Annotated in this window: 16 protein-coding genes and 1 pseudogene; 6 read left to right on the top strand and 11 right to left on the bottom strand. The window is 70.3% G+C overall.

The features are described from left to right. The first annotated feature begins 4 nt into the window (after nt 1–4). The 3 genes from HDA40_RS25315 (at nt 5) to HDA40_RS25305 (ending at nt 3,159) form a co-directional block, all read left to right on the top strand. Complete coding sequence (locus HDA40_RS25315; RefSeq protein ID WP_253760050.1) at nt 5–1,459, top strand: PspC domain-containing protein; 1,455 nt, start codon at nt 5–7, stop codon at nt 1,457–1,459. Further along, nucleotides 1,456–1,707 carry a hypothetical protein gene (locus HDA40_RS25310; RefSeq protein WP_253760049.1) on the top strand — a complete coding sequence of 84 codons (252 nt, stop codon included), beginning with the start codon at nt 1,456–1,458 and terminating at the stop codon, nt 1,705–1,707. The genes HDA40_RS25315 and HDA40_RS25310 overlap by 4 nt, the downstream gene beginning before the upstream one ends. A gap of 210 nt (nt 1,708–1,917) precedes the next feature. Further along, complete coding sequence (locus HDA40_RS25305) at nt 1,918–3,159, top strand: phosphatidylserine decarboxylase (RefSeq protein ID WP_253760048.1); 1,242 nt, start codon at nt 1,918–1,920, stop codon at nt 3,157–3,159. Nucleotides 3,160–3,216: 57 nt separating this feature from the next. Here HDA40_RS25305 and HDA40_RS25300 read toward each other — a convergent pair whose 3' ends face one another. Beyond that, a complete protein-coding gene (locus HDA40_RS25300; RefSeq protein WP_253763802.1) occupies nt 3,217–4,131 on the bottom strand; it encodes a CDP-alcohol phosphatidyltransferase family protein in 915 nt (304 codons plus the stop codon). Between the two features lie 328 nt (nt 4,132–4,459). Continuing rightward, complete coding sequence (locus HDA40_RS25295; protein WP_253760047.1) at nt 4,460–5,338, bottom strand: NUDIX hydrolase; 879 nt, start codon at nt 5,336–5,338, stop codon at nt 4,460–4,462. Nucleotides 5,339–5,489: 151 nt separating this feature from the next. On the opposite strand from HDA40_RS25295, the gene HDA40_RS25290 reads away from it, so the two are divergent. Next, complete coding sequence (locus HDA40_RS25290) at nt 5,490–6,485, top strand: NUDIX hydrolase (protein WP_253760046.1); 996 nt, start codon at nt 5,490–5,492, stop codon at nt 6,483–6,485. A gap of 18 nt (nt 6,486–6,503) precedes the next feature. Here the strand turns inward: HDA40_RS25290 and guaA are convergent, their stop codons facing one another. The 5 genes and pseudogenes from guaA to guaB all read right to left on the bottom strand — a co-directional run bounded on the left by guaA (nt 6,504) and on the right by guaB (nt 12,973). Next, nucleotides 6,504–8,054: a glutamine-hydrolyzing GMP synthase gene (guaA, locus tag HDA40_RS25285; RefSeq protein ID WP_253760045.1), complete on the bottom strand. Its 1,551-nt coding sequence runs from the start codon at nt 8,052–8,054 to the stop codon at nt 6,504–6,506. Nucleotides 8,055–8,116: 62 nt separating this feature from the next. Further along, a pseudogene (locus HDA40_RS25280) lies at nt 8,117–8,841 on the bottom strand (FAD-dependent oxidoreductase). A gap of 33 nt (nt 8,842–8,874) precedes the next feature. Further along, nucleotides 8,875–10,326, bottom strand: coding sequence for a M1 family metallopeptidase (locus HDA40_RS25275; protein ID WP_253760044.1), 1,452 nt, complete (start codon nt 10,324–10,326; stop codon nt 8,875–8,877). Between the two features lie 15 nt (nt 10,327–10,341). Beyond that, nucleotides 10,342–11,463 carry a GuaB3 family IMP dehydrogenase-related protein gene (locus HDA40_RS25270; protein WP_253760043.1) on the bottom strand — a complete coding sequence of 374 codons (1,122 nt, stop codon included), beginning with the start codon at nt 11,461–11,463 and terminating at the stop codon, nt 10,342–10,344. A gap of 10 nt (nt 11,464–11,473) precedes the next feature. Further along, entirely contained in the window at nt 11,474–12,973 is a 1,500-nt protein-coding gene (guaB, locus tag HDA40_RS25265) for an IMP dehydrogenase (protein ID WP_253760042.1), read from the bottom strand. A 203-nt stretch (nt 12,974–13,176) separates the two neighbouring features. Here guaB and HDA40_RS25260 point away from each other — a divergent pair, with 203 nt between their 5' ends. Beyond that, a complete protein-coding gene (locus HDA40_RS25260) occupies nt 13,177–13,557 on the top strand; it encodes a DUF5319 domain-containing protein (protein WP_253760041.1) in 381 nt (126 codons plus the stop codon). Between the two features lie 134 nt (nt 13,558–13,691). Here HDA40_RS25260 and HDA40_RS25255 read toward each other — a convergent pair whose 3' ends face one another. Continuing rightward, nucleotides 13,692–14,471, bottom strand: a complete 780-nt coding sequence (locus tag HDA40_RS25255) for a response regulator transcription factor (RefSeq protein WP_253760040.1) — start codon at nt 14,469–14,471, stop codon at nt 13,692–13,694. 264 nt (nt 14,472–14,735) lie between these two features. Between HDA40_RS25255 and HDA40_RS25250 the strand changes: the two genes are divergently transcribed. Beyond that, the gene (locus HDA40_RS25250) at nt 14,736–15,101 is read left to right on the top strand and encodes a WhiB family transcriptional regulator (RefSeq protein WP_253760039.1); all 366 of its coding nucleotides are present in this window, start codon (nt 14,736–14,738) and stop codon (nt 15,099–15,101) included. Nucleotides 15,102–15,167: 66 nt separating this feature from the next. Here HDA40_RS25250 and HDA40_RS25245 read toward each other — a convergent pair whose 3' ends face one another. From HDA40_RS25245 to groES, 3 genes are all read right to left on the bottom strand, one after another. Beyond that, a complete protein-coding gene (locus HDA40_RS25245) occupies nt 15,168–16,658 on the bottom strand; it encodes a molybdopterin-dependent oxidoreductase (protein WP_253760038.1) in 1,491 nt (496 codons plus the stop codon). A gap of 105 nt (nt 16,659–16,763) precedes the next feature. After that, a complete protein-coding gene (gene groL, locus HDA40_RS25240; RefSeq protein WP_253760037.1) occupies nt 16,764–18,404 on the bottom strand; it encodes a chaperonin GroEL in 1,641 nt (546 codons plus the stop codon). A 66-nt stretch (nt 18,405–18,470) separates the two neighbouring features. Next, nucleotides 18,471–18,779, bottom strand: coding sequence for a co-chaperone GroES (gene groES / locus HDA40_RS25235; protein ID WP_504928321.1), 309 nt, complete (start codon nt 18,777–18,779; stop codon nt 18,471–18,473). Nucleotides 18,780–18,897 lie beyond the last annotated feature (118 nt).

The raw sequence follows: 18,897 nt of genomic DNA, 5'->3' as shown, positions 1-18,897 counted from the left end.
TGACATGACCGAGTTCGACGACGCCCAGCGAGCGCCGAAGCCGCCCACGGAGAGCGATCCGCCTCCGCCGGAGGCTCCGGACGCCAGCACCCCGCCGCCCGGTGCGGAGACACCGCCGGGTGCCGCGGACGCGAACACCCCGCCGCCTCCGCCGCCGCCCGGCCCCGGGACACCCGGCCCGGAGACGCCCGGCTACCAGCCTCCCCCGTCGGGCGCGTTCGCCGCCCGCTACGGGCTCGTCCGCCCGCGTACCGGCCGTTATCTGGCCGGGGTCAGCGGCGCGGTGGCCCGGGCCACCAACACCGATCCGGTGCTCTGGCGAGTCCTGTTCATCGTGCTCGCCTTCTTCGGCGGGTTCGGCATCCTGGCCTACATCGTGCTGTGGCTCGGCACGCCCGCCGACGGGGACACCGCGTCGCCGGTCGAGGCGGTGCTCGGCCGCGGCCGATCCAGCACCTCCTCGGCGTTGACGGTGATCGCCGGGGCCGTGACCGTGCTGATCTTCCTGGGCACCCTCGACGATCGGCCGTGGCCCGTCCTGTGGTTCCTGCTCATCGCGGCGGCGATCGTCTTCGCGGTGTATTCGCAGCGCAATCGCTCGGGCCGGCCGCCCACGCCGCAGGCTCCGGCCGCTCCCGCGGCTGCGCCGCCGGCTGGTTCCACCGCCGCGCGCTATCCCGCGTACGCCCCGTCGAACGCGGTGACCGAGCCGATCCCGCCCGTGTCGCCGGGTCCTCCGTCGGCCGGACCGGGGTACCAACCGGCGTTCGCCCCGCACGGGCCGTTCGCGACCGGGCCGGCCCCAGCTCCCGTGAAGCCGCCCAAGCCGCCGAAGCCGCCGAAGGAGCACTCCCGGCTCGGTTCGCTGATCTTCTCCCTCGCCCTCGTGGTGCTCGGCGTGATGGGCCTGCTCGACGTGGCGAACGTGGTGGACATCAGCGCCGCCGCGTACGTGGCCGCCGTGCTCGCCGTCGTGGGCCTCGGCCTCGTCCTCGGCTCCTGGCTCGGCCGGGCGCGGGGCTGGATCTTCATCGGGCTCGGGCTGGTGCTCGCCCTGAGCATCACCTCGGTCGACAAGGAGGACTGGCCGACCGACGACCGCAACGGCGGCGGCGACATCACCTGGGCACCGCCGACATTGGCCGCGCTGAAGGGCGACTACGACCACCGGGCCGGCAGCGCCACCCTGGACCTGCGGGATCTGGACTTCACCGGGCAGGAGCGCACGGTCCGCGTCAAGATCCAGGCGGGCAACCTCCAAGTGCGGCTCCCCGAGAACGTCGACGTCACCGCGGTGACCGACGTACGCCTCGGCAGCGCGACGATCTTCGACCGCAACGCCAACGGCGTACGCATCAACGACTTCACCGTGACCGACCTCGGGGCCGACGGTGAGGGCGGCGGCAAGCTGCACCTGGAGCTGGACGTGAGCCTGAGCGACGCGGAGGTGTCCCGATGAAGAAGCACCCGCTCGACCTGTTGTCGTTGATCTTCGGCCTGGTCTTCCTCCTCATCGCCGGGCTCTGGACGGTGCACCGGACGGTGGACGTCGAGCTGCCGCCGGCCGGCTGGTTCGTCGCCGGGGGCCTGATCCTCGTCGGGCTGCTCGGCATCGGCTCGATCGTCCGCGGGGTGCTCCGCGGCGATCGGACCGCGGTGGAATCCGAGAACGGCGGGGCCGACACCCAGCCGCCGATTCAGGGATAGCCGCGAATCCCAGGGGGGATCGCAGGGCGCCGGGAGGGGGTTCTCCGGCGCCCTGCACGCGTCTATGCCCCTGAAGAGCTCTGAATAGCCCCGAATAGCCCCGAGATGAACTCGATGCGAACACGGCCGGACCCGGCGGCGTGAGCGCGTGTCGGCCCCGCCGCATATGCTGAGCCCCGTACGCGCCGATGACGAAGGTGGAGTCAACTCATGTCGCAGGCATCGCTCGGCCCCCTCGGCCAGGTCCGCATCGGGGAGCGCGCCGCCCGCACGCTCACCGCCGAGCTGCAGCGCCACCCCGGCCCGAAGTCCGCCCTGATCGTGGGGGCCGGCCCGGATTCGCTGGTGCTCGGTGAGGCGCTCGACGCCCTCCAGCCCGACGACCAGCTGACCATCGTCGGCGGCGACCAGGCGCCCGCGCTGCGGGCGTACATCGCGTCGCTCGACACCGAGATCGCCGAGGCCTGCACCGTCGTCGTGACGCCCACCGAGGCCGCCCCGGCCGAGATCGTCATCGTCGCCGAGCCCGTCGTGGGCGCGGCCGAGGACGCCCGGCTCACCGTCGAGAGCCTGACCAAGCTGGTCGCCGAGGGCGGCATCCTCGTGGTGGCCGTCGTCGCGGTGCCCGGAGTCGCCGGTGGCGCGGCCGACGAGCTGGACCGCCGCTCCGCGCAGTTCGGCGTCGGCACCGACCTCGTCCTGCTCAACACGCCGCCGGTCCGCGTGCACAAGCTGCGTTTCACCGAGGCCGACGCGACCGTGGCGGCCGGGCTGGCGCCGGCGTACCGGACGTCCAGCGTGCCGGTGACCAGCACGATGCACATCGACTCCAACGGCGTCGCCGCGGCCGGCATCGCGCTCGGCTTGGCCGCCGTGCTCCGGACGGTCCGCCCGAAGTCGAAGGCGTGGCTGCTCCCGGCGCTCGCCGCCGCGCCGGTGGCCGCGTTCTTCCGCGACCCGCACCGGCACATTCCGGCTGATCCCTCGGCTGTCGTCGCCGCCAGCGACGGCAAGGTGCTGTCGGTAGAGCGCCTCTACGACGAGCGGTTCGCCGACGAGGAGTTCCTGCGCGTCGCGGTCTTCCTCTCGGTGCTCGACGTGCACGTCAACCGGTCCCCGGTGGCCGGCAAGGTGGTGGACTACTTCGTCGAGGACGGCGGTTACGCGGCCGCGATGAAGCCCGAGGCCGAGCACAACGTCGCGGCCTACACGGTGCTCGAGGACGCGCTCGGTCACGGCAAGGTCGTGGTCGCGCAGCGTACGGGGCTCATCGCCCGACGCATCGTGCAGCGGGCTCCGGTCGGCGCGCTGCTGGCCAAGGGCGAGCGCTTCGGCCTCATCCGGTTCGGCTCGCGTACCGACGTCTATCTGCCCGCGTCGGCGGCGGAGGCCCTGGTCGCCCCGGGAGACCGGGTGGTCGGTGCGGAGACGGTCATCGCCCGCTGGCTCTAAGAACAAAAGACGAACGGCGCGCCTGGGGTCCAGGCGCGCCGTTCGCTTACGGTCGATCTAGGCTCGCGCGTGCTTGCGCTGGTACGCCCAGAGCAGCGGCCCGCTCAGCAGGTAGGCCAGCACGACCAGGCCGAAGGTGAGCCGCGGGTTGAGCAGCGCGCCGAAGATGGGCAGCAGGAGCAGCCACGGCGGAAGCCGGAAGACCTTGACCAGTTTGGCGTAGGGGAAGCTGGAGACCATCGCGATCGCGATGAGCGCGACTCCGGCCACCATCACCGAACCGGGCAGGCCCAGGCCGAGCAGGACGCTGAGGGCGAGCACGGCCGCCGCCATCGTCGTGGGTACGCCGCAGAAGAACCGGCCGTCCTTCGGCGAGACGTTGAATCGGGCGAGTCGGATCGCGGCACACGCGGCGACCAGCGCGCACGTGCCGATCAGTACGCCGGTCGGCACCTCGCCGCGCAGGGCGGCGTAGACGACGACGGGCGCGGCGATGCCGAAGCTCGTCATGTCGCCGAGCGAGTCCATCTGGACGCCGAACGGGCTGGCGACGCCGAACTTGCGGGCGAGCGCGCCGTCGAGGCCGTCGAAGGTGATGCAGGCCAGCAGGCAGGCCGCGCCGAGGCGCGGGTCCGCTCCGGCCACGGCCAGCATGATCGCCGTCATGCCCAGCAGCAGGCTCGCGAGCGTGCAGCCCTGGACCACCGCGAACTTGACCCGGCGGCTGACGGTGCGGTCACCGGGCAGCAGCGGGATCGGCGGGGGCGGGGTGGGCGTTACGGACGCCTCGACGGTCGCCACCGGAGCGGGGCTGACCGGGGCAAGCGCCTCGATCTGGGCCAGGCTCCTCGGGTCGAGGTCCGGCAGCCGCGGGGCGCTCGGCACAGGGGCGTCGATGACCGGTGTCGCGCCGCGTTGACGACCCACCCGGACCAGCAGCATCTGCCGGGCGAAACTGCCGCCCTGTCGCAGGCGGCCGGCCCATTGCCGCCCTTGCGGGCGCGGGCTGTCCGTCGTACGGCGCCGACGCCAGATGGCTCTCGGCACGTGTCCCTCCATCGCCGAACGGTTCCTCTCCGCCGCCTCGACGGCCGCCCGGCTGTGCGCTACACGATCGCACATCCGGACAGGCTTGGCGATACCCATCGAGCGTCCAAGCCGGGAGTTCAGCCAGAATGTCGAGGATGATTCGCGTCCCAAGGGGCATAACTGCAGGTAGATCAACTAAGAATCGTGATCAGCTTGTATCTTTCGGCCAATCAGTCTACCCGAGGCGGGCAACCACCCTCTGCCGCCGACGTCACAGCCGACGCATCGCCCGCCGGGTGAGATCGGTGATCGTCAGCGCCGCGACCTCGGCCGGGGCGAACCAGCCGGACGCCGCGGTCGACCCGCCGGCCTCCTCCGTGACCGTCGCTGATGTGGGCGAACTCACCGAACCGCGGAAGACCGACCGGACCGAGAACCAGTCCATCGGGACGCCCTCCGGCCCCATCGCGGCCGGGTTGTGGAAGAACGAGACGTCGAGCAACTCGCCGACCTCCGCTTGCTGCCCGGTCTCCTCGAAGACCTCTCGGACGACCGCTTCGGTCGGCTGCTCGCCGAAGTCGGTGCCGCCGCCGGGCAGGTGCCAGCGCCCTTCGCCGGGATAGCCGCGGGCGATCTGGCTGAGCAGCACCCGCCCGTCCGGGTCGGTGATCAGCCCGTACGCCGCGAAACGGCGGACACGGTTGGCCGGTTCCGCCGGATCGTCGAACGGCCGGCTCCGCTGGTTGATCTCGTTGCCGAGGTCCTCCCCGAGCAGGACCCGGGCGGCGAACGGAACCAGCTCGACGTCCTCCGGGACGATCCAGCCGGCCAGCTCCCCCTCCTCCGGCGTCAACGCCCCGCCGACGATCTTCACGTCGAAGACGAGGCGATCGTGGTGCTGGAGGACGCCGAGCTGCGGAAACTCGATCAGGTCGGCCGAGACGTCGCGTACGCCGACGACCTCGACGTCGAAGCCGGTCTCCTCCTGGAACTCCCGGATCACCGCCGCGCGGGGGTCCTCGGCGTGATCGAGGCCGCCGCCGGGAAGGTGCCATCGTGGGGTGGGCGCCGACGATCCGGAGACGAGCAGGACTTGTCCCTGCCCGTCGCGTACGACCCCGTATGCCCCGATTCTCCGACGCTTCTCCACCGCATCACCGTAGCGGCAGCGGGCGACACGCCGAGACCGCCATAGGTGGCGGTAGGGTAAACGCTTCCAACCATCGGACGCTGCGAATCTGCTCAGCATGTGGAATCGGACATCTTGTCAGGATCTTCGCTCGGCGGGAGAATGATTCTCTGTGACTACCGACGTCGAGCTCTCCCTTGACGGAGCCGGTGACCGGCTTTCCCCGGTACGCCGGATCGCCGCGTACGCCGTGGTGAGCCGCGAGGACGCGGCCCAGCCCGGACGGCAGGAGATCCTCCTGGTCCGCAACTCCGACCGGTCGGGTACGCCCGGCGTCTGGTCCCTCCCCGGTGGCGCCGTCGACCACGGCGAACACCCCAACGACACGGCGATCCGCGAGACGGCGGCCGAGACGGGCCTGTCGATCTCTCTGACGGGCCTCCGCGACGTCCTCGCCGACCTGCGGGCGTTGCCTCATCGAGGGGTCACCCTTCACACGGATCGGCTCATCTATTCGGGCCGAGTTCGCGGCGGCGCGCTCCGTGACCGGCGCGACCAGTCCACCGATCTGGTCCGCTGGGTCTCCTTGGCCGAGGCGGGGAGCCTGTCGCTGCGCCCGTTCACGGCAAACGCCCTCGGCCTGCCCGCCGCCGACGTCGACCTGCGACCCGACGAGGTCCCCGACTTCCCGAGCTTCCACATCGAGGAAGGCCACGACGGACTGCACCGTACGCAGCGGTTCGCGGCGTACGCGGTCGCCACCGACCAGCTCGACCGGGTGTTGCTGACACGCGTCTCACCGGGCTATCCCGGCGAGGGCCGCTGGCACCTGCCCGGCGGCGGCACGGACTTCGGCGAGCAGCCGGCGCACGCGCTCATCCGGGAACTCCTGGAGGAGACGGGGCAGGCCGGTCGGCTCAGCGGTCTCCTGGGCGTGGCCAGCCACCGCGACCCGGCGTCTCTCGGCCCCGAGGGCTTCCCCATCGACTGGCACGGCGTAAGAGCCTTCTACCGAGTAACCATCGACCAGGCCACCACGCCGACCGTCCACGACAAGGGCGGCTCGACCTCAGGCGCCTACTGGCTGGAGCGCGACAAGGTGAAGTCCCTGGGGCCAGACGACATGACTGAAGTCACCGCGGACGCCCTCAAGGCAGCGGAGCTGTAGCCGCCGGCTCGCGAGAACTCACTCCCACTCGATCGTGCCTGGGGGCTTGCTCGTCACGTCGAGGACTACTCGGTTCACTTCCCTGACCTCGTTCGTGATCCGGGTCGAGATCTTGGCGATGACGTCGTACGGCAGCCGGGACCAGTCGGCGGTCATGGCGTCCTCACTGGACACCGGCCGGAGCACCACCGGGTGGCCGTAGGTGCGCCCGTCGCCCTGTACGCCCACCGACCGCACGTCGGCCAGCAACACCACCGGGAACTGCCAGACGTCGCGGTCGAGCCCGGCCGCGGTCAGTTCCTCGCGACCGATCTTGTCGGCGGCGCGCAGGATGTCGAGGCGCTCGCGGTCGACCGCGCCGATGATGCGGATGGCCAGGCCGGGGCCGGGGAACGGGTGTCGCCAGACCATCTCCTCGGGCAGGCCGAGGGTGGCGCCGAGCGCGCGGACCTCGTCCTTGAACAGCGTGCGCAGCGGCTCGACCAGCTTGAACTGGAGGTCGTCCGGCAGCCCGCCGACGTTGTGGTGGGACTTGATGTTGGCGGTGCCGGTGCCGCCGCCGGACTCGACCACGTCCGGGTAGAGCGTGCCCTGCACGAGGAACTGGACGTCGCCGGCGGACGCGATCTCGCGCGCGGCGGCCTCGAAGACCCGGATGAACTCCCGGCCGATGATCTTGCGCTTCTCCTCAGGGTCGGTGACCCCGGCCAGCGCGGCCAGGAAACGCTCCGAAGCGTCGACGACCTTCAGCTTGATGCCGGTCGCGGCGACGTAGTCCCGCTCGACCTGCTCGGCCTCGCCGGCCCGGAGCAGTCCGTGGTCGACGAAGACGCAGGTGAGCTGGTCACCGACGGCCTTGTGGACGAGCGCGGCGGCCACCGCCGAGTCGACGCCGCCGGACAGCCCGCAGATCACCTCGGCCGAGCCGACCTGCGCCTGGATGGCCGCGACCTGGTCGTCGATGATGTTGCCCATGGTCCAGGTGGGCTCGATCCTGGCGATGTCGTAAAGGAACCGCTCCAGCATCTTCTGACCGTGCGGCGTGTGCCCGACCTCGGGGTGGAACTGCACTCCAGCGAAGCCCTGGGCGACGTGCTCGAACGCGGCCACCGGCGCACCCGCCGAGGTGGCGGTCACGGTGAAGCCCTGGGGCGCCTCGGAGACGGAGTCGCCGTGGCTCATCCAGACGTTCTGCTCGGCCGGCAGCCCGACCATCAGCGCGCTCTCACCCGCGACGCGGAGCGGCGTACCGCCGAACTCCCGGCGGCCGGTGTGCGCCACGGTGCCGCCGAGCGCCTGGGCCATCGCCTGGAAGCCGTAGCAGATGCCGAAGACGGGCACCCCGGCGTCGAAGAGCTTCCCGTCGACCTGGGGCGCGCCGGGCTCGTAGACGCTCGACGGCCCACCCGACAGGATGATCGCGGCCGGGTCCTTGGCCAGCATCTCGGCCACCGGCATCGAGTGCGGGACGATCTCGGAGTAGACCTTCGCCTCGCGGACTCGGCGGGCGATCAGCTGGGCGTACTGGGCTCCGAAGTCCACCACGAGGACCGGGCGCGGCGTCGTCATGCGACAACCCTATCGTGCGGTCCGGTCGCCCCTGCTCAGCGGCGGCTGTCGGGACGCCGACGTCACACTGCCCGCAACGCGGCCGGAGCACCGGCCGGGACAGCCGGATCAGCTGGGAAGACCGGCTCGATCCGGGCGTAGGCCGCGCCCAGCGGCGGCCGGGGGTCGATCTCGCCCTTGTTCGGCCAGAACGAGAACGCCCGCTCGGCCTGCGCGGTGATCGTCAGCGAGGGATTCACCCCCAGGTTCGCGGTCACCGCGGCGCCGTCGACGACGTGCAGCCCGTCGTGGCCGAAGATCCGGTGGTACGCGTCGACGACGCCGTCGTCCCGGGTGGCCCCGATCGCCGCCCCGCCCAGGATGTGCGCGGTCATCGGGACGTTGAACGCCTCGGGCACCGAGCCGCCGGGTATCCCGCCGATCTCCTCGGCGAGCAGGCGTAGATGCCCCGCCACTGCGGGTCGGCGTAGAAGTCGGGCAGCGGGCGGTACAGCGTGTTGGCGTACACGAGGCTGCCGCCGCCGACACCGGCTCCGGAGAGCACCATGACCCCGGCGCCCGGCTGGCCCTTGGCCGGGCGCAGCAGCGTGATCCGCTGGATGCCGTAACAGCCGAGCGCGGGCGCCCACAGGTAGCGCCGCAGCCGCCAGCTGGTCTTGGCGAAGTCCGCGTCGGCGAACCGGCGGCCCGCCTCCAACACCGCGACCTTGTAGCCCTTCTCGGCCAGGCGCAGCGCGGCCACGCTCCCGCCGAACCCGGAGCCGATGACGACGACGTCGAACCTCATTGGTGGATTATTACCACCGAGTAACGTTCGTGGCTAGGGGTGGGCGGGCCGGTCGGTGTCGTAGAGCCAGTCCTGGAAGAGCGCCTGCAAGGACTGACCGCTGATCCGCTCGGCGACCTTCTGGAACTCCGCCGTCGTCCCGTTGCCGAACTGCTTCTCGGCGGCCCAGGTCTTCAGGATCGAGAAGAACTTCTCGTCGCCGACCTTCAGCCGCAGCGCGTGCAGTGCCATGCCGCCCCGCTGGTAGACCGAGCTGCTGAAGACCTTGGCCGCACCCGGCTCGGCCGGCGGCGTACGCCAGATCGAGCTGGACTCGTTGCGGAACTGGCGCTCGAACTGCTCGGAGATCGTCGGGCCGCCGCTGTGCTCCTGCCACATCCATTGGGCGTACGTGGCGAACCCCTCATTGAGCCAGATGTCGGCCCACTGCTTCACCGAGACGCTGTCGCCGAACCACTGATGGGCCAGCTCGTGGGCGACCACGCCGCCGGTGTCACCTCTGTCCACCATGGACGCCGGGTAGATCGGCCGGGTCTGGGTCTCCAGGGAGAAGCCCAGCTCCGGGTCGTCGACCACGATCGCCCCGTACGCCTCGAACGGGTACGCCCCGAAGTATTGCTCGAAGTAGTCGCAGATCACCGGCGTCTTCGCCACCGCCGCCTCGACCTGGGGATCGGTGATCGACTTGGCGATCGCGATCCGGACCGGCTTGCCGTTGTGCGTGCTCTCCACCGTGCGCAGATCCCCGACCGCGAACGTGGTCAGGTAGGAGGCCATCGGCGAGCCGACCGTCCAGCGCCAGGTCGTCCAGCCGCCGGCCGACTCCTTCTTGGCCAGCGTGCCGTTGCTGATGACCTCCTCGCCGTCCGGGACGGTGAAGGCCAGCGTGTACTTCGCCTTGTCCGACGGGTGGTCGTTGACCGGGAACCAGGTGCTCGCCGACTCGGGCTCGCCCGCCATGTACTCGACGCCGTTGATCCGGCGGAAACCGGTCTGCCCCAACGTGAGCGACGAGATCTCGCTCGGCTTGCCGGCGTACCGGACGGTCGCCGTGAAGCCGGACCCCGACGTGAGCGCGACCTTGGGCTGGACGATCAGTTCGTCGCCGTCCCGCCGGAAGGTCGCGGCGTCCGCGCCTACCTGCACGCTGGACACGGTAAGCCCGCGCAGGTCGAGGTTGAACTGCTGAAGCGCGGCGGTCGCCTTGGCGGTGAGCGTGGCGACGCCCTCGATCCCGCCGTCGGCGGCGAGCTTGATCGCGAGATCGTAGGTCTCGACGTCGTAGCCGCCGTTGCCGTAGGTCGGGAAGTACGGGTCGCCGATGCCGGCCGAGCCGACACCCTGCGTCACCGACTCCGGCGCGACCGGAGTCGGCATCGACGGCAGGGTGATCGGGTCGCGCCCGGTCGGCGTGCAGCCGACCAGGGCGACCGTGAGGAGAACCGCGAGAGGACCGACCAGTCCGCCGGGAAGCTTGCGCCGCATGCGAGCAAAGCTATCTCAGCGGTCGAGCATCAGACCGACCTTCTGGAACTCCTTGACGTCGCGGTAGCCGCACTTGGCCATCGCGCGCTTGAGCCCGCCGAACAGGTTCATCCGGCCGTACGGGTCGTCGGACGGCCCGTAGAGCACCTGGTCCAGGCTGCCCATCGGCTCGGCGTAGTAGCCGACCGCGCTGCGGGGCAGCTTCGGGTGGCTCGCCGACGAGTGCCACCACAGGCCGCCGGCCGGCGAGCCCTCGGCCAAGGCGAGCGGCGCGCCCAGCATGACCGAGTCCGCTCCGCAGGCCAGCGCCCGCGCGATGTCGCCGGACGTGTGGATGTCGCCGTCGGCGATCAGGTGGACGTAGCGGCCACCGGTCTCGTCGAGGTAGTCCCGGCGGGCCGCCGCCGCGTCCGCGATCGCCGTCGCCATCGGAACGCGGATGCCGAGGACGGTGTCGCTCGTGGAGTCGTCGTCCGCGCCGAGACCGACGATGACCCCGGCCGCACCGGTACGCATCAGGTGCAGCGCGGTCTGGTAGTTCGTGCAGCCGCCGACGATCACGGGCAGATCGAGGTCGGCGATGAACTCCTTGAGGTTCAGCGGCTCATCCACAGTGGAGACATGCTCCGCCGAGACGACGGTGCCCTGGATGACCAGCAGGTCGACGCCGGCGTCCAGGATCACCGGGGCGAGCGCCAAGGTGTGCTGCGGCGACACCCGGACCGCCACGGTGATCCCGGCTTCCCGCATCACGCGTACGCGCTCGGTGATCAGCTCCGGCTTGATCGGCTCGGCGTAGATCTCCTGCAGCCGCGGGGTGACCGGCTCCTCCGCCTCGACGACCGTCCGCAGGTCGGCCAGCAGCTTCGAGGGGTCCTCGTAACGTGTCCAGAGCCCCTCGACGTTGAGGATGCCGAGACCGCCGAGGCGGCCCAGCTCGATCACCCGGTCGGGCGACATCGTCGCGTCGCTCGGATGCGCCGCGCACGGGATCTCGAACCGGTACGCGTCGAGCTGCCAGGCGGTGGAGACGTCGTCGACGTCCCGGGTCCGGCGGCTCGGCACGATGGCCACGTCGTCGAGGTGATAACCGCGCTGCGCGGCCTTACCCAGTCCGATCTCGACGGTGTCACGCATTGGCGGCCCTTCAGCGGGATTGATAATTCGGGGCTTCGACGGTCATCTGGATGTCGTGCGGATGGCTCTCCTTGAGCCCCGCCGAGGTGATCCGGACCAGCTGACCGCGCTTCTGCAGCTCGGCCACGCTGTCCGCGCCACAGTAGAACATGGCCTGACGCAGCCCGCCCACGAGCTGGTGGGCGACGGTCGCCAGCGGGCCGCGGTAGGGCACCTGGCCCTCGATGCCCTCGGGGATGAGCTTGTCGGTCTGGGTAACGTCGGCCTGGAAGTAGCGGTCCTTGGAGTAGGACTGCGCCGCCGGTCCCCGCGCCATCATCGCGCCCAGCGACCCCATCCCCCGGTACGCCTTGAACTGCTTGCCGTTGGAGAAGACGAGGTCGCCCGGCGACTCCTCGCAGCCGGCCAGCAGGCCGCCCAGCATGACGGTGCTGGCCCCGGCCACGATCGCCTTCGCGATGTCGCCCGAGTACTGGATGCCGCCGTCGCCGATCACGGGCACGCCGGCCGGACGAGCGGCCCGGGCGGCCTCCATGATCGCCGTGATCTGCGGTACGCCCACCCCGGCGACGATTCGCGTCGTGCAGATCGCGCCCGGCCCGACGCCGACCTTGACCGCGTCGACGCCCGCCTCGACCAGCGCCCGGGCGCCGGCGTACGTCGCGACGTTGCCGCCGACGATGTCGATGTCGGTCTCCTTCTTGAGCCGAGCGACCAGCTCCGGAACCGCGCGGTTGTGCCCGTGCGCGGTGTCCACCATGAGCACGTCGACGCCGGCCTCGATCAGCGCCTTCGCCCGCTTGTAGCCGTCCTCGCCGACGCCGACCGCCGCGCCGACCCGCAGGCGGCCCGCCGAGTCCTTCGTCGCCAACGGGTACTGCTCGCTCTTGGCGAAGTCCTTGACCGTGATGAGGCCCCGCAGCCGGCCGGACTCGTCGACCAGCGGCAGCTTCTCCACCTTGTGGCGGCGCAACAGCTGCTGCGCCTCCTCCTTGGACACGCCGACCTGCGCGGTGACCAGCGGCATCCGCGTCATGACGTCGACGACGCGGGCCGACTTGTCGGCGACCCAACGCATGTCGCGGTTGGTCACGATGCCGACGAGCACGCCCGTGCCGTCCACTACCGGTACGCCGGAGATCCGGTACCGGCTGCAGAGCGTGTCGACGTCCCGGATGGTGTCGTCGGGCGAACACGTGACGGGGTTGGTGATCATGCCGGACTCGGAGCGCTTCACCAGGTCGACCTGGGCCGCCTGCTCCTCGACCGAGAGATTGCGGTGCAGTACGCCGAGGCCGCCCTGGCGCGCGAGCGCGATCGCCATCCGGGCCTCGGTCACCGTGTCCATCGCGCTGGAGACCAGCGGGATCTGGAGGGTGATGTTTCTCGTGATCTGTGTGACGGTCGTGACCTGGCTCGGAATAAGGTCCGATTCGCCCGGCACGAGCAGCACGTCGTCGAAGGTCAATCCCAGCGGAATCTCGATTGGGCCGTCGCCGGTCAGCTCCACGTAAACCCCCTCAAGCAGCGATACTCCATCCTAGCCAGCCCTTGGGGCTGGCCTTGTCTGGGGCGTGCGGGCGGGCCAGCCAGTGCGGCTCCACAGGACCCCGGTGGGCTGTGATGATCGACCGCCGCCATAGGGGAGATCGACTGGGCGACTCGGCCCCAGCCGATGCCACATCACCCGTCGAATGGCATTACGGTGAAGGTGTGCACGATGAGCCGCTCGATCCCTTCCACGGCGATCCGGCCGACCCGGCCGCCAACCTCGGCGACCCGGACGGTGACGAGTTCGACGAACTGTCGCCGGAGGAGCGGGAAGACCTCATGGAGGACCTCGGCGAGCTCGAGGTCTTCCAGGTTCTGCTGTCTCCGCGGGGCATTCGCGGGCTCGTCATCGACTGCCAGGACTGCCAGGAACCGCATTACTTCGACTGGGACCTGCTGCGCGGCAATCTACGTCATCTGCTCGACTCCGGCCGGCCGCGTGTCCACGAGCCGGCGTACGATCCCGACCCCGATCACTACGTGAGCTGGGAGTACGCCCGCGGCTACAGCGACGCCGTGGCCGACCTCGCCGAGAACGGCTGATTGTCGCCTTCGTCCCGCAACGCGCCTAGCGCGCTGGGTCAGGAGGTCTCCTGATCCAGCGCGCGAGCGATGAGCTGAGGGCAAGGCGTGAGGGGTAACGCCTTGGCCCGTCCCCGTGTGTCTGTGCTTATGCGCTAGTTGACCAAGCCGGCCCGGAATCCGGCCGCCACGGCATGAGCCCGGTCCCGCGCGCCCAGCTTGCGGAACAACCGCCGGGCGTGCGTCTTGACCGTGTCCTCCGAGACGAACAGCTCCCGGCCGATCTCGGCGTTGCTGCGGCCGTCAGCCATGCCGCGTAAGACCTGCAGTTCCCGCTCGGTGAGGGTGGTCGAGCGGGTCGGGCGCAGCGGTGAGGGGAGCCGCGTGTCGTCCGGCAGGTCGGAGCGCTGAGCGGGAACCATGGTCGGCAGGCCGACGCTGCGCGTCGCCGCGGCGGGTGCGCCGTTGGCCGGCCAGCGCATGGTTCCGCCCGGTACGCCCGGCCCGCCGTTGGTGGGGCGGGTGGCCCACGCCGGATCGGGTGGGCGGGCAGCCGGTGCGGTGGCGTACCGGACGATGACTAGCAGCAGGGCTTTGGCCGCCGCGCTGACGACGTCGCCGTCGGCTCCGCCGATGAGTCCACGCGCGCCGGCCTCTATCGCCGCCCGGGCGATCTGGGGGTCTTCGAGGCCGAAGAGCACCAGGGTGGCGCGGGGCGAGACCTGAAGCGCGCGACGGGTGAAGCCGACCGTGTCCGGCCGGGTGAGTGCCGTGTCCACCAGGATGATCTCGGCGGGCTCGGTCGTGAGCTGCGTGAGCGCGTCATGAGCGGTCACGGCGGTACGGACGGCGGGCATGACGCCGAGCCGTTGGGCACAGGTGGCGACGCCTTGTGCCGCCTGGGCGGAGCGGACGCATACGAGGACGGTCTGCACGGTGATCCCCCTCTCCTCTATGGAGGAGACCACGAGAAACACTGATCATTACGCGGTTTCGGGGGAAAGTGTCGAAAACTCTGTCACGCGCCGCCGGGTCGGGCGACCCAGGATGACCGGGACAGATGACTCCTGACAGACGAGTGTAGGAGGAGTAACGTCTTTCGTCGGCCCCCCGTGTGGGTTCGCATGTCACGGCCCAGCCATGGGTATGGCACCACTGTGCGGAAAAATCGCGACGCGGCCAGCATCGGGAGGTGACCGATGACCAACGTACGTAGGCTCCCAGGTCCGATAGCGGACATCTGGGAGTGGCAACACGAGGGTGCCTGTCGGGGACGAGACAGTGCGCAGTTCTTCCACCCGGACGGCGAACGGGGCTCCTCACGGGGGCGCCGGGAGTCCGCGGCGAAGCAGGTGTGCCGTAATTGTCCCGTTCGCGCAGAATGCGCAGCCCACGCGCTCGTCACTCACGAGACCTACGGCGTCTGGGGCGGTTTCACCGAGACCGAACGCCTCCGACTACAGATGATCGGCTGGAAGGACCTCGCCGACCGGCACAGCCACCAGGTCGACGTCCCCCGGCTCGAAGCCAGGCTGGCGCGGGGCATCCCCGCTCAACGCCACTGACCCCTATCTCATTCTCGGCAACAGCAGCATTCTCGGCAGCCCGAGGGCCTTGCGCCCTCGGGCTCGTCACGTCACGCGTACGCGGACGGAGTGCCAGCCGGTAGCGCCGTCCGGCTCGACGGAACTGCGCTGCTCGGTCTGCGTCTGCCCGGTCGCGTCGGTCGCACGAACAGTCAAGGTGTACTCACCGGGCGTCGCCGACCAGGGCAGTCGCCACTGCTTCCAGGTGTCGATCGAGACGGTGTCGAGCAGCTCGGCCTCCTGCCACCGGCCGGCCTGAGCCGCGGTGCTGATCTGCACCTCGACCTTGGCGATGCCGCGATGCTGCGCCCAGGCCACACCGGCGATCGTCAGCTCACCGGCGCGCTTCGACCCGGTCGGCGTGTCGATGCGCGACTGCGTCTTGATCGGCGCCTGCGCGGACCAGCCACGGCGTACCCAATAGGCGTCGAACTCGGCGAACGTGGTCACCTCCAGCTCGGTGATCCACTTGCAGGCGCTCACGTAGCCGTACAGGCCGGGCACCACCATGCGTACCGGGAAACCGTGCTCCACCGGCAGCGGCTCGCCGTTCATCCCCACCGCCAGCATCGCGTCCCGGCCGTCGAGCAACACCTGCGTCGGGGTGCCACAGGTCCACCCGTCCACGGCCCGCTGCACCACCTGGTCCGCGCCCGCGTGCGGGCCTGCCCGCTCCAACAGGGTCTTGACGGGTACGCCGAGCCACCGCGCGTTGCCGATCAAGTCGCCGCCGACCTCGTTGGATACGCAGGCCAAGGTCACGTAACGCTCGATCATCGGCATCGCCAGCAGGTCGGCGAACGTGATCGTGAATTCGTGGTCGACCGCGCCGTGGATGCGCAGGTTCCAGGTGTCCGGGTCGACCTGCGGCACGATCAGCGACGTGTCGATCCGGTAGAAGTCCTTGTTGCTCGTCGCATAATCGGCGGGCAATGTGGACGGTGCGGGGGCCGGGGAACCCGCCGGGGCGGGCAGCTCGACCTGAGCACGGGCTTCGGCCACTCCGCGCCGATCCGCAAGGGCTCGCCCGGCCAGGCCCGCCACCACGGCACCGGCCGCCGTCAGCCCGGCCAGCTTCAGAAAGGTACGCCGATCGCTGCTCTCGGACTCGGGCCGCTGCTCTGTGCGTACCAGGAGATAGAGAGTGAGCGCCGCGGCGGCGCCACCGACCACCGAGGGCAGGACCCACGCGATCGTCGCGCCCTCGCGAGTGAGCGCAGCGACCGCTCCGACCAGCGCGAAAAGCGAGATTCCGGTGACGCCGAGGGCGACCGAGCGGCGAGCCAGCAGGCCGATGCCCGCCGCGATGAGCAGGAGTACGACGGCCGTGCCGGTCAGCAGGGCGAGCTTGTCGTTGGTGCCGAAGACGCTGATCGCGAACTGTTTGAGCCACTCCGGGACATGGTCGATCACCCACCCGTCCACCGCGACCAGCGGCGCGCTGCGCGGCCCGGTGAAGACGGCGACCAGTTCGGCCAGGCCGACGGCGACGAGGGCGGCCGTCACCCCGGCGAAGGCGGCCCGAAGCTTCGTCATGCCCCCATTCTCACTCCGACCCCCGATCCCCGTCTCTTACAAATGCCTTAACCGGTACGCCGAAGGGCGCCGCGGAATCCCGCGACGCCCTTCGGACCGAACCGATCAGAAACCCGGACCGTGCTGGTGGCCGTGCCCGTGCGAGTGCCCATGGCCGTTGGCCGGGGCCGCCTCCTTAGGCTTCTCGACCACGAGCGACTCGGTGGTCAGCAGCAGCCCCGCGATGGAGGCGGCGTTGACGACCGCGTTGCGGGTCACCTTCACCGGGTCGACGATGCCGGACTTGACGAGGTCCACATAGGAACCGTTCGCCGCGTCCAGGCCCTCGCCCCAGCCGCTCTCGCGGACCTTCTGCACGACGACGTAGCCGTCGTGCCCGGCGTTCTGGGCGATCCAGCGCAGCGGCTCGTCCAGCGCCTTGCGCACGATCGAGACGCCGATGGCCTCGTCGCCGGTCAGGCCGATGCCCTCATCGAGCACGGTGGCGATCTGCGCCAGCGCGGCGCCGCCACCGGGCACGATGCCCTCCTCGACCGCCGCGCGGGTCGCCGAGATGGCGTCCTCGATGCGGTGCTTGCGCTCCTTCAGCTCGACCTCGGTGGCCGCGCCGACCTTGATCACCGCGACGCCGCCGGCCAGCTTGGCCAGCCGCTCCTGCAGCTTCTCCCGGTCCCAGTCGGAGTCGGACGCCGCGATCTCGGCCCGGATCTGGTCGACCCGGCCCTTGACCTCGCCCTCGGACCCGTTGCCGTCGACGAGCGTGGTCGTGTCCTTGTCCACGACGATTCGCCGGGCCTGGCCGAGCTGCTCCAGGCCGACCGCGTCGAGCTTGTAGCCCAGCTCGGGCGCGATCAGCTCGCCACCGGTGAGGATCGCCAGGTCCTGCAGCATCGCCTTGCGGCGGTCGCCGAACGCCGGGGCCTTGACCGCGCAGACCTTGACGGTCTTGCGGATCGCGTTGACCACGAGCGTCGACAGCGCCTGGCCGTCGACGTCCTCGGCCACGATCAGCAGCGGGCGGTTGGCCTGCACGACCTTCTCGAGCACCGGCAGGAGTTCCTCGATGGCCGAGATCTTCTGCGTGGTGATCAGCAGGTAGGCGTCCTCCAGGACCGCCTCGCCCGCCTCCGCATCAGTCGTGAAGTGCGGCGAGATGAAGCCCTTGTCGAATTGCAGACCCTCGGTGACCTCAAGCTCGGTCTGCATGGTCGAGCCGTCTTCGACGGTGATGACACCGTCACGGCCGACCCGCTCCATCGCCTCGGCGATCAGATCGCCGATCGTCGCGTCCTGCGCCGAGATCGTCGCTACCTGGGCGATCTCCTGGCGGTCGTTCACCTGCACGGCCTTGCCGAGCAGTTCCTCGCTCACCCGCGCGGCCGCGATGTCGATGCCCCGCTTGAGGCCCGACGGGTTCGTCCCGGCGGTGACGTTGCGCAGACCCTCGTGGACCATGGCCTGGGCGAGGACGGTCGCGGTCGTCGTGCCGTCGCCGGCGACGTCGTTCGTCTTGGTCGCGACCTCCTTGACCAGTGCCGCACCCAGGTTCTCGTACGGGTTGGTCAGCTCGATCTCCTTGGCGATGGTCACGCCGTCATTGGTGATCGTCGGAGCCCCGAACTTCTTGTCCAGCACGACGTTGCGTCCGCGCGGGCCGAGGGTGACCTTGACCGCGTCGGCGAGCGCGTCGACCCCGTGCTCGAGCAGGTGCCGGGCGTCATCCGAGAAGCTCAGAATCTTCGCCATTCTCACTCCTTCATCGCGATGGCCCGGCGCCCCTGGTTAGGCAGGGTCGCCGGGCCATCGGCCGGGTCACTTCTCGATGACCGCGAGGACGTCGCGGGCGGAGAGCACCAGGTACTCCTCGCCGGCGTACTTGATCTCGGTGCCGCCGTACTTCGAGTAGACGACGGTGTCGCCGACCTGCACGTCGACCGGGATCCGAGCGCCCTTGTCGTCGAAGCGGCCGGGGCCGACGGCGAGGACGGTGCCCTCCTGCGGCTTCTCCTTGGCGGTGTCGGGGATAACGAGCCCCGACGCGGTGGTCGTCTCAGCCTCGTTCGCCTGGACCAGGATGCGGTCCTCGAGCGGCCTGATCGCAACCTTCGTCGCGGTAGTCACGAGCATACCCTCCTGGGGTATCAGTAATCGCTGTCTCTCCACCCTCCGCAGCGGCACCGTCGTCGCGGGTGCCGGGCCGCCGTGGCTGGCTGGTGCCCTGGTGGCACTTGTCATTCTT

This window comes from Hamadaea flava, assembly GCF_024172085.1.
Lineage (GTDB): Bacteria > Actinomycetota > Actinomycetes > Mycobacteriales > Micromonosporaceae > Hamadaea > Hamadaea flava.
The sequence above is the reverse complement of the archived record's forward strand: the minus strand, read 5'-3'. Positions and strand labels throughout refer to the sequence as shown.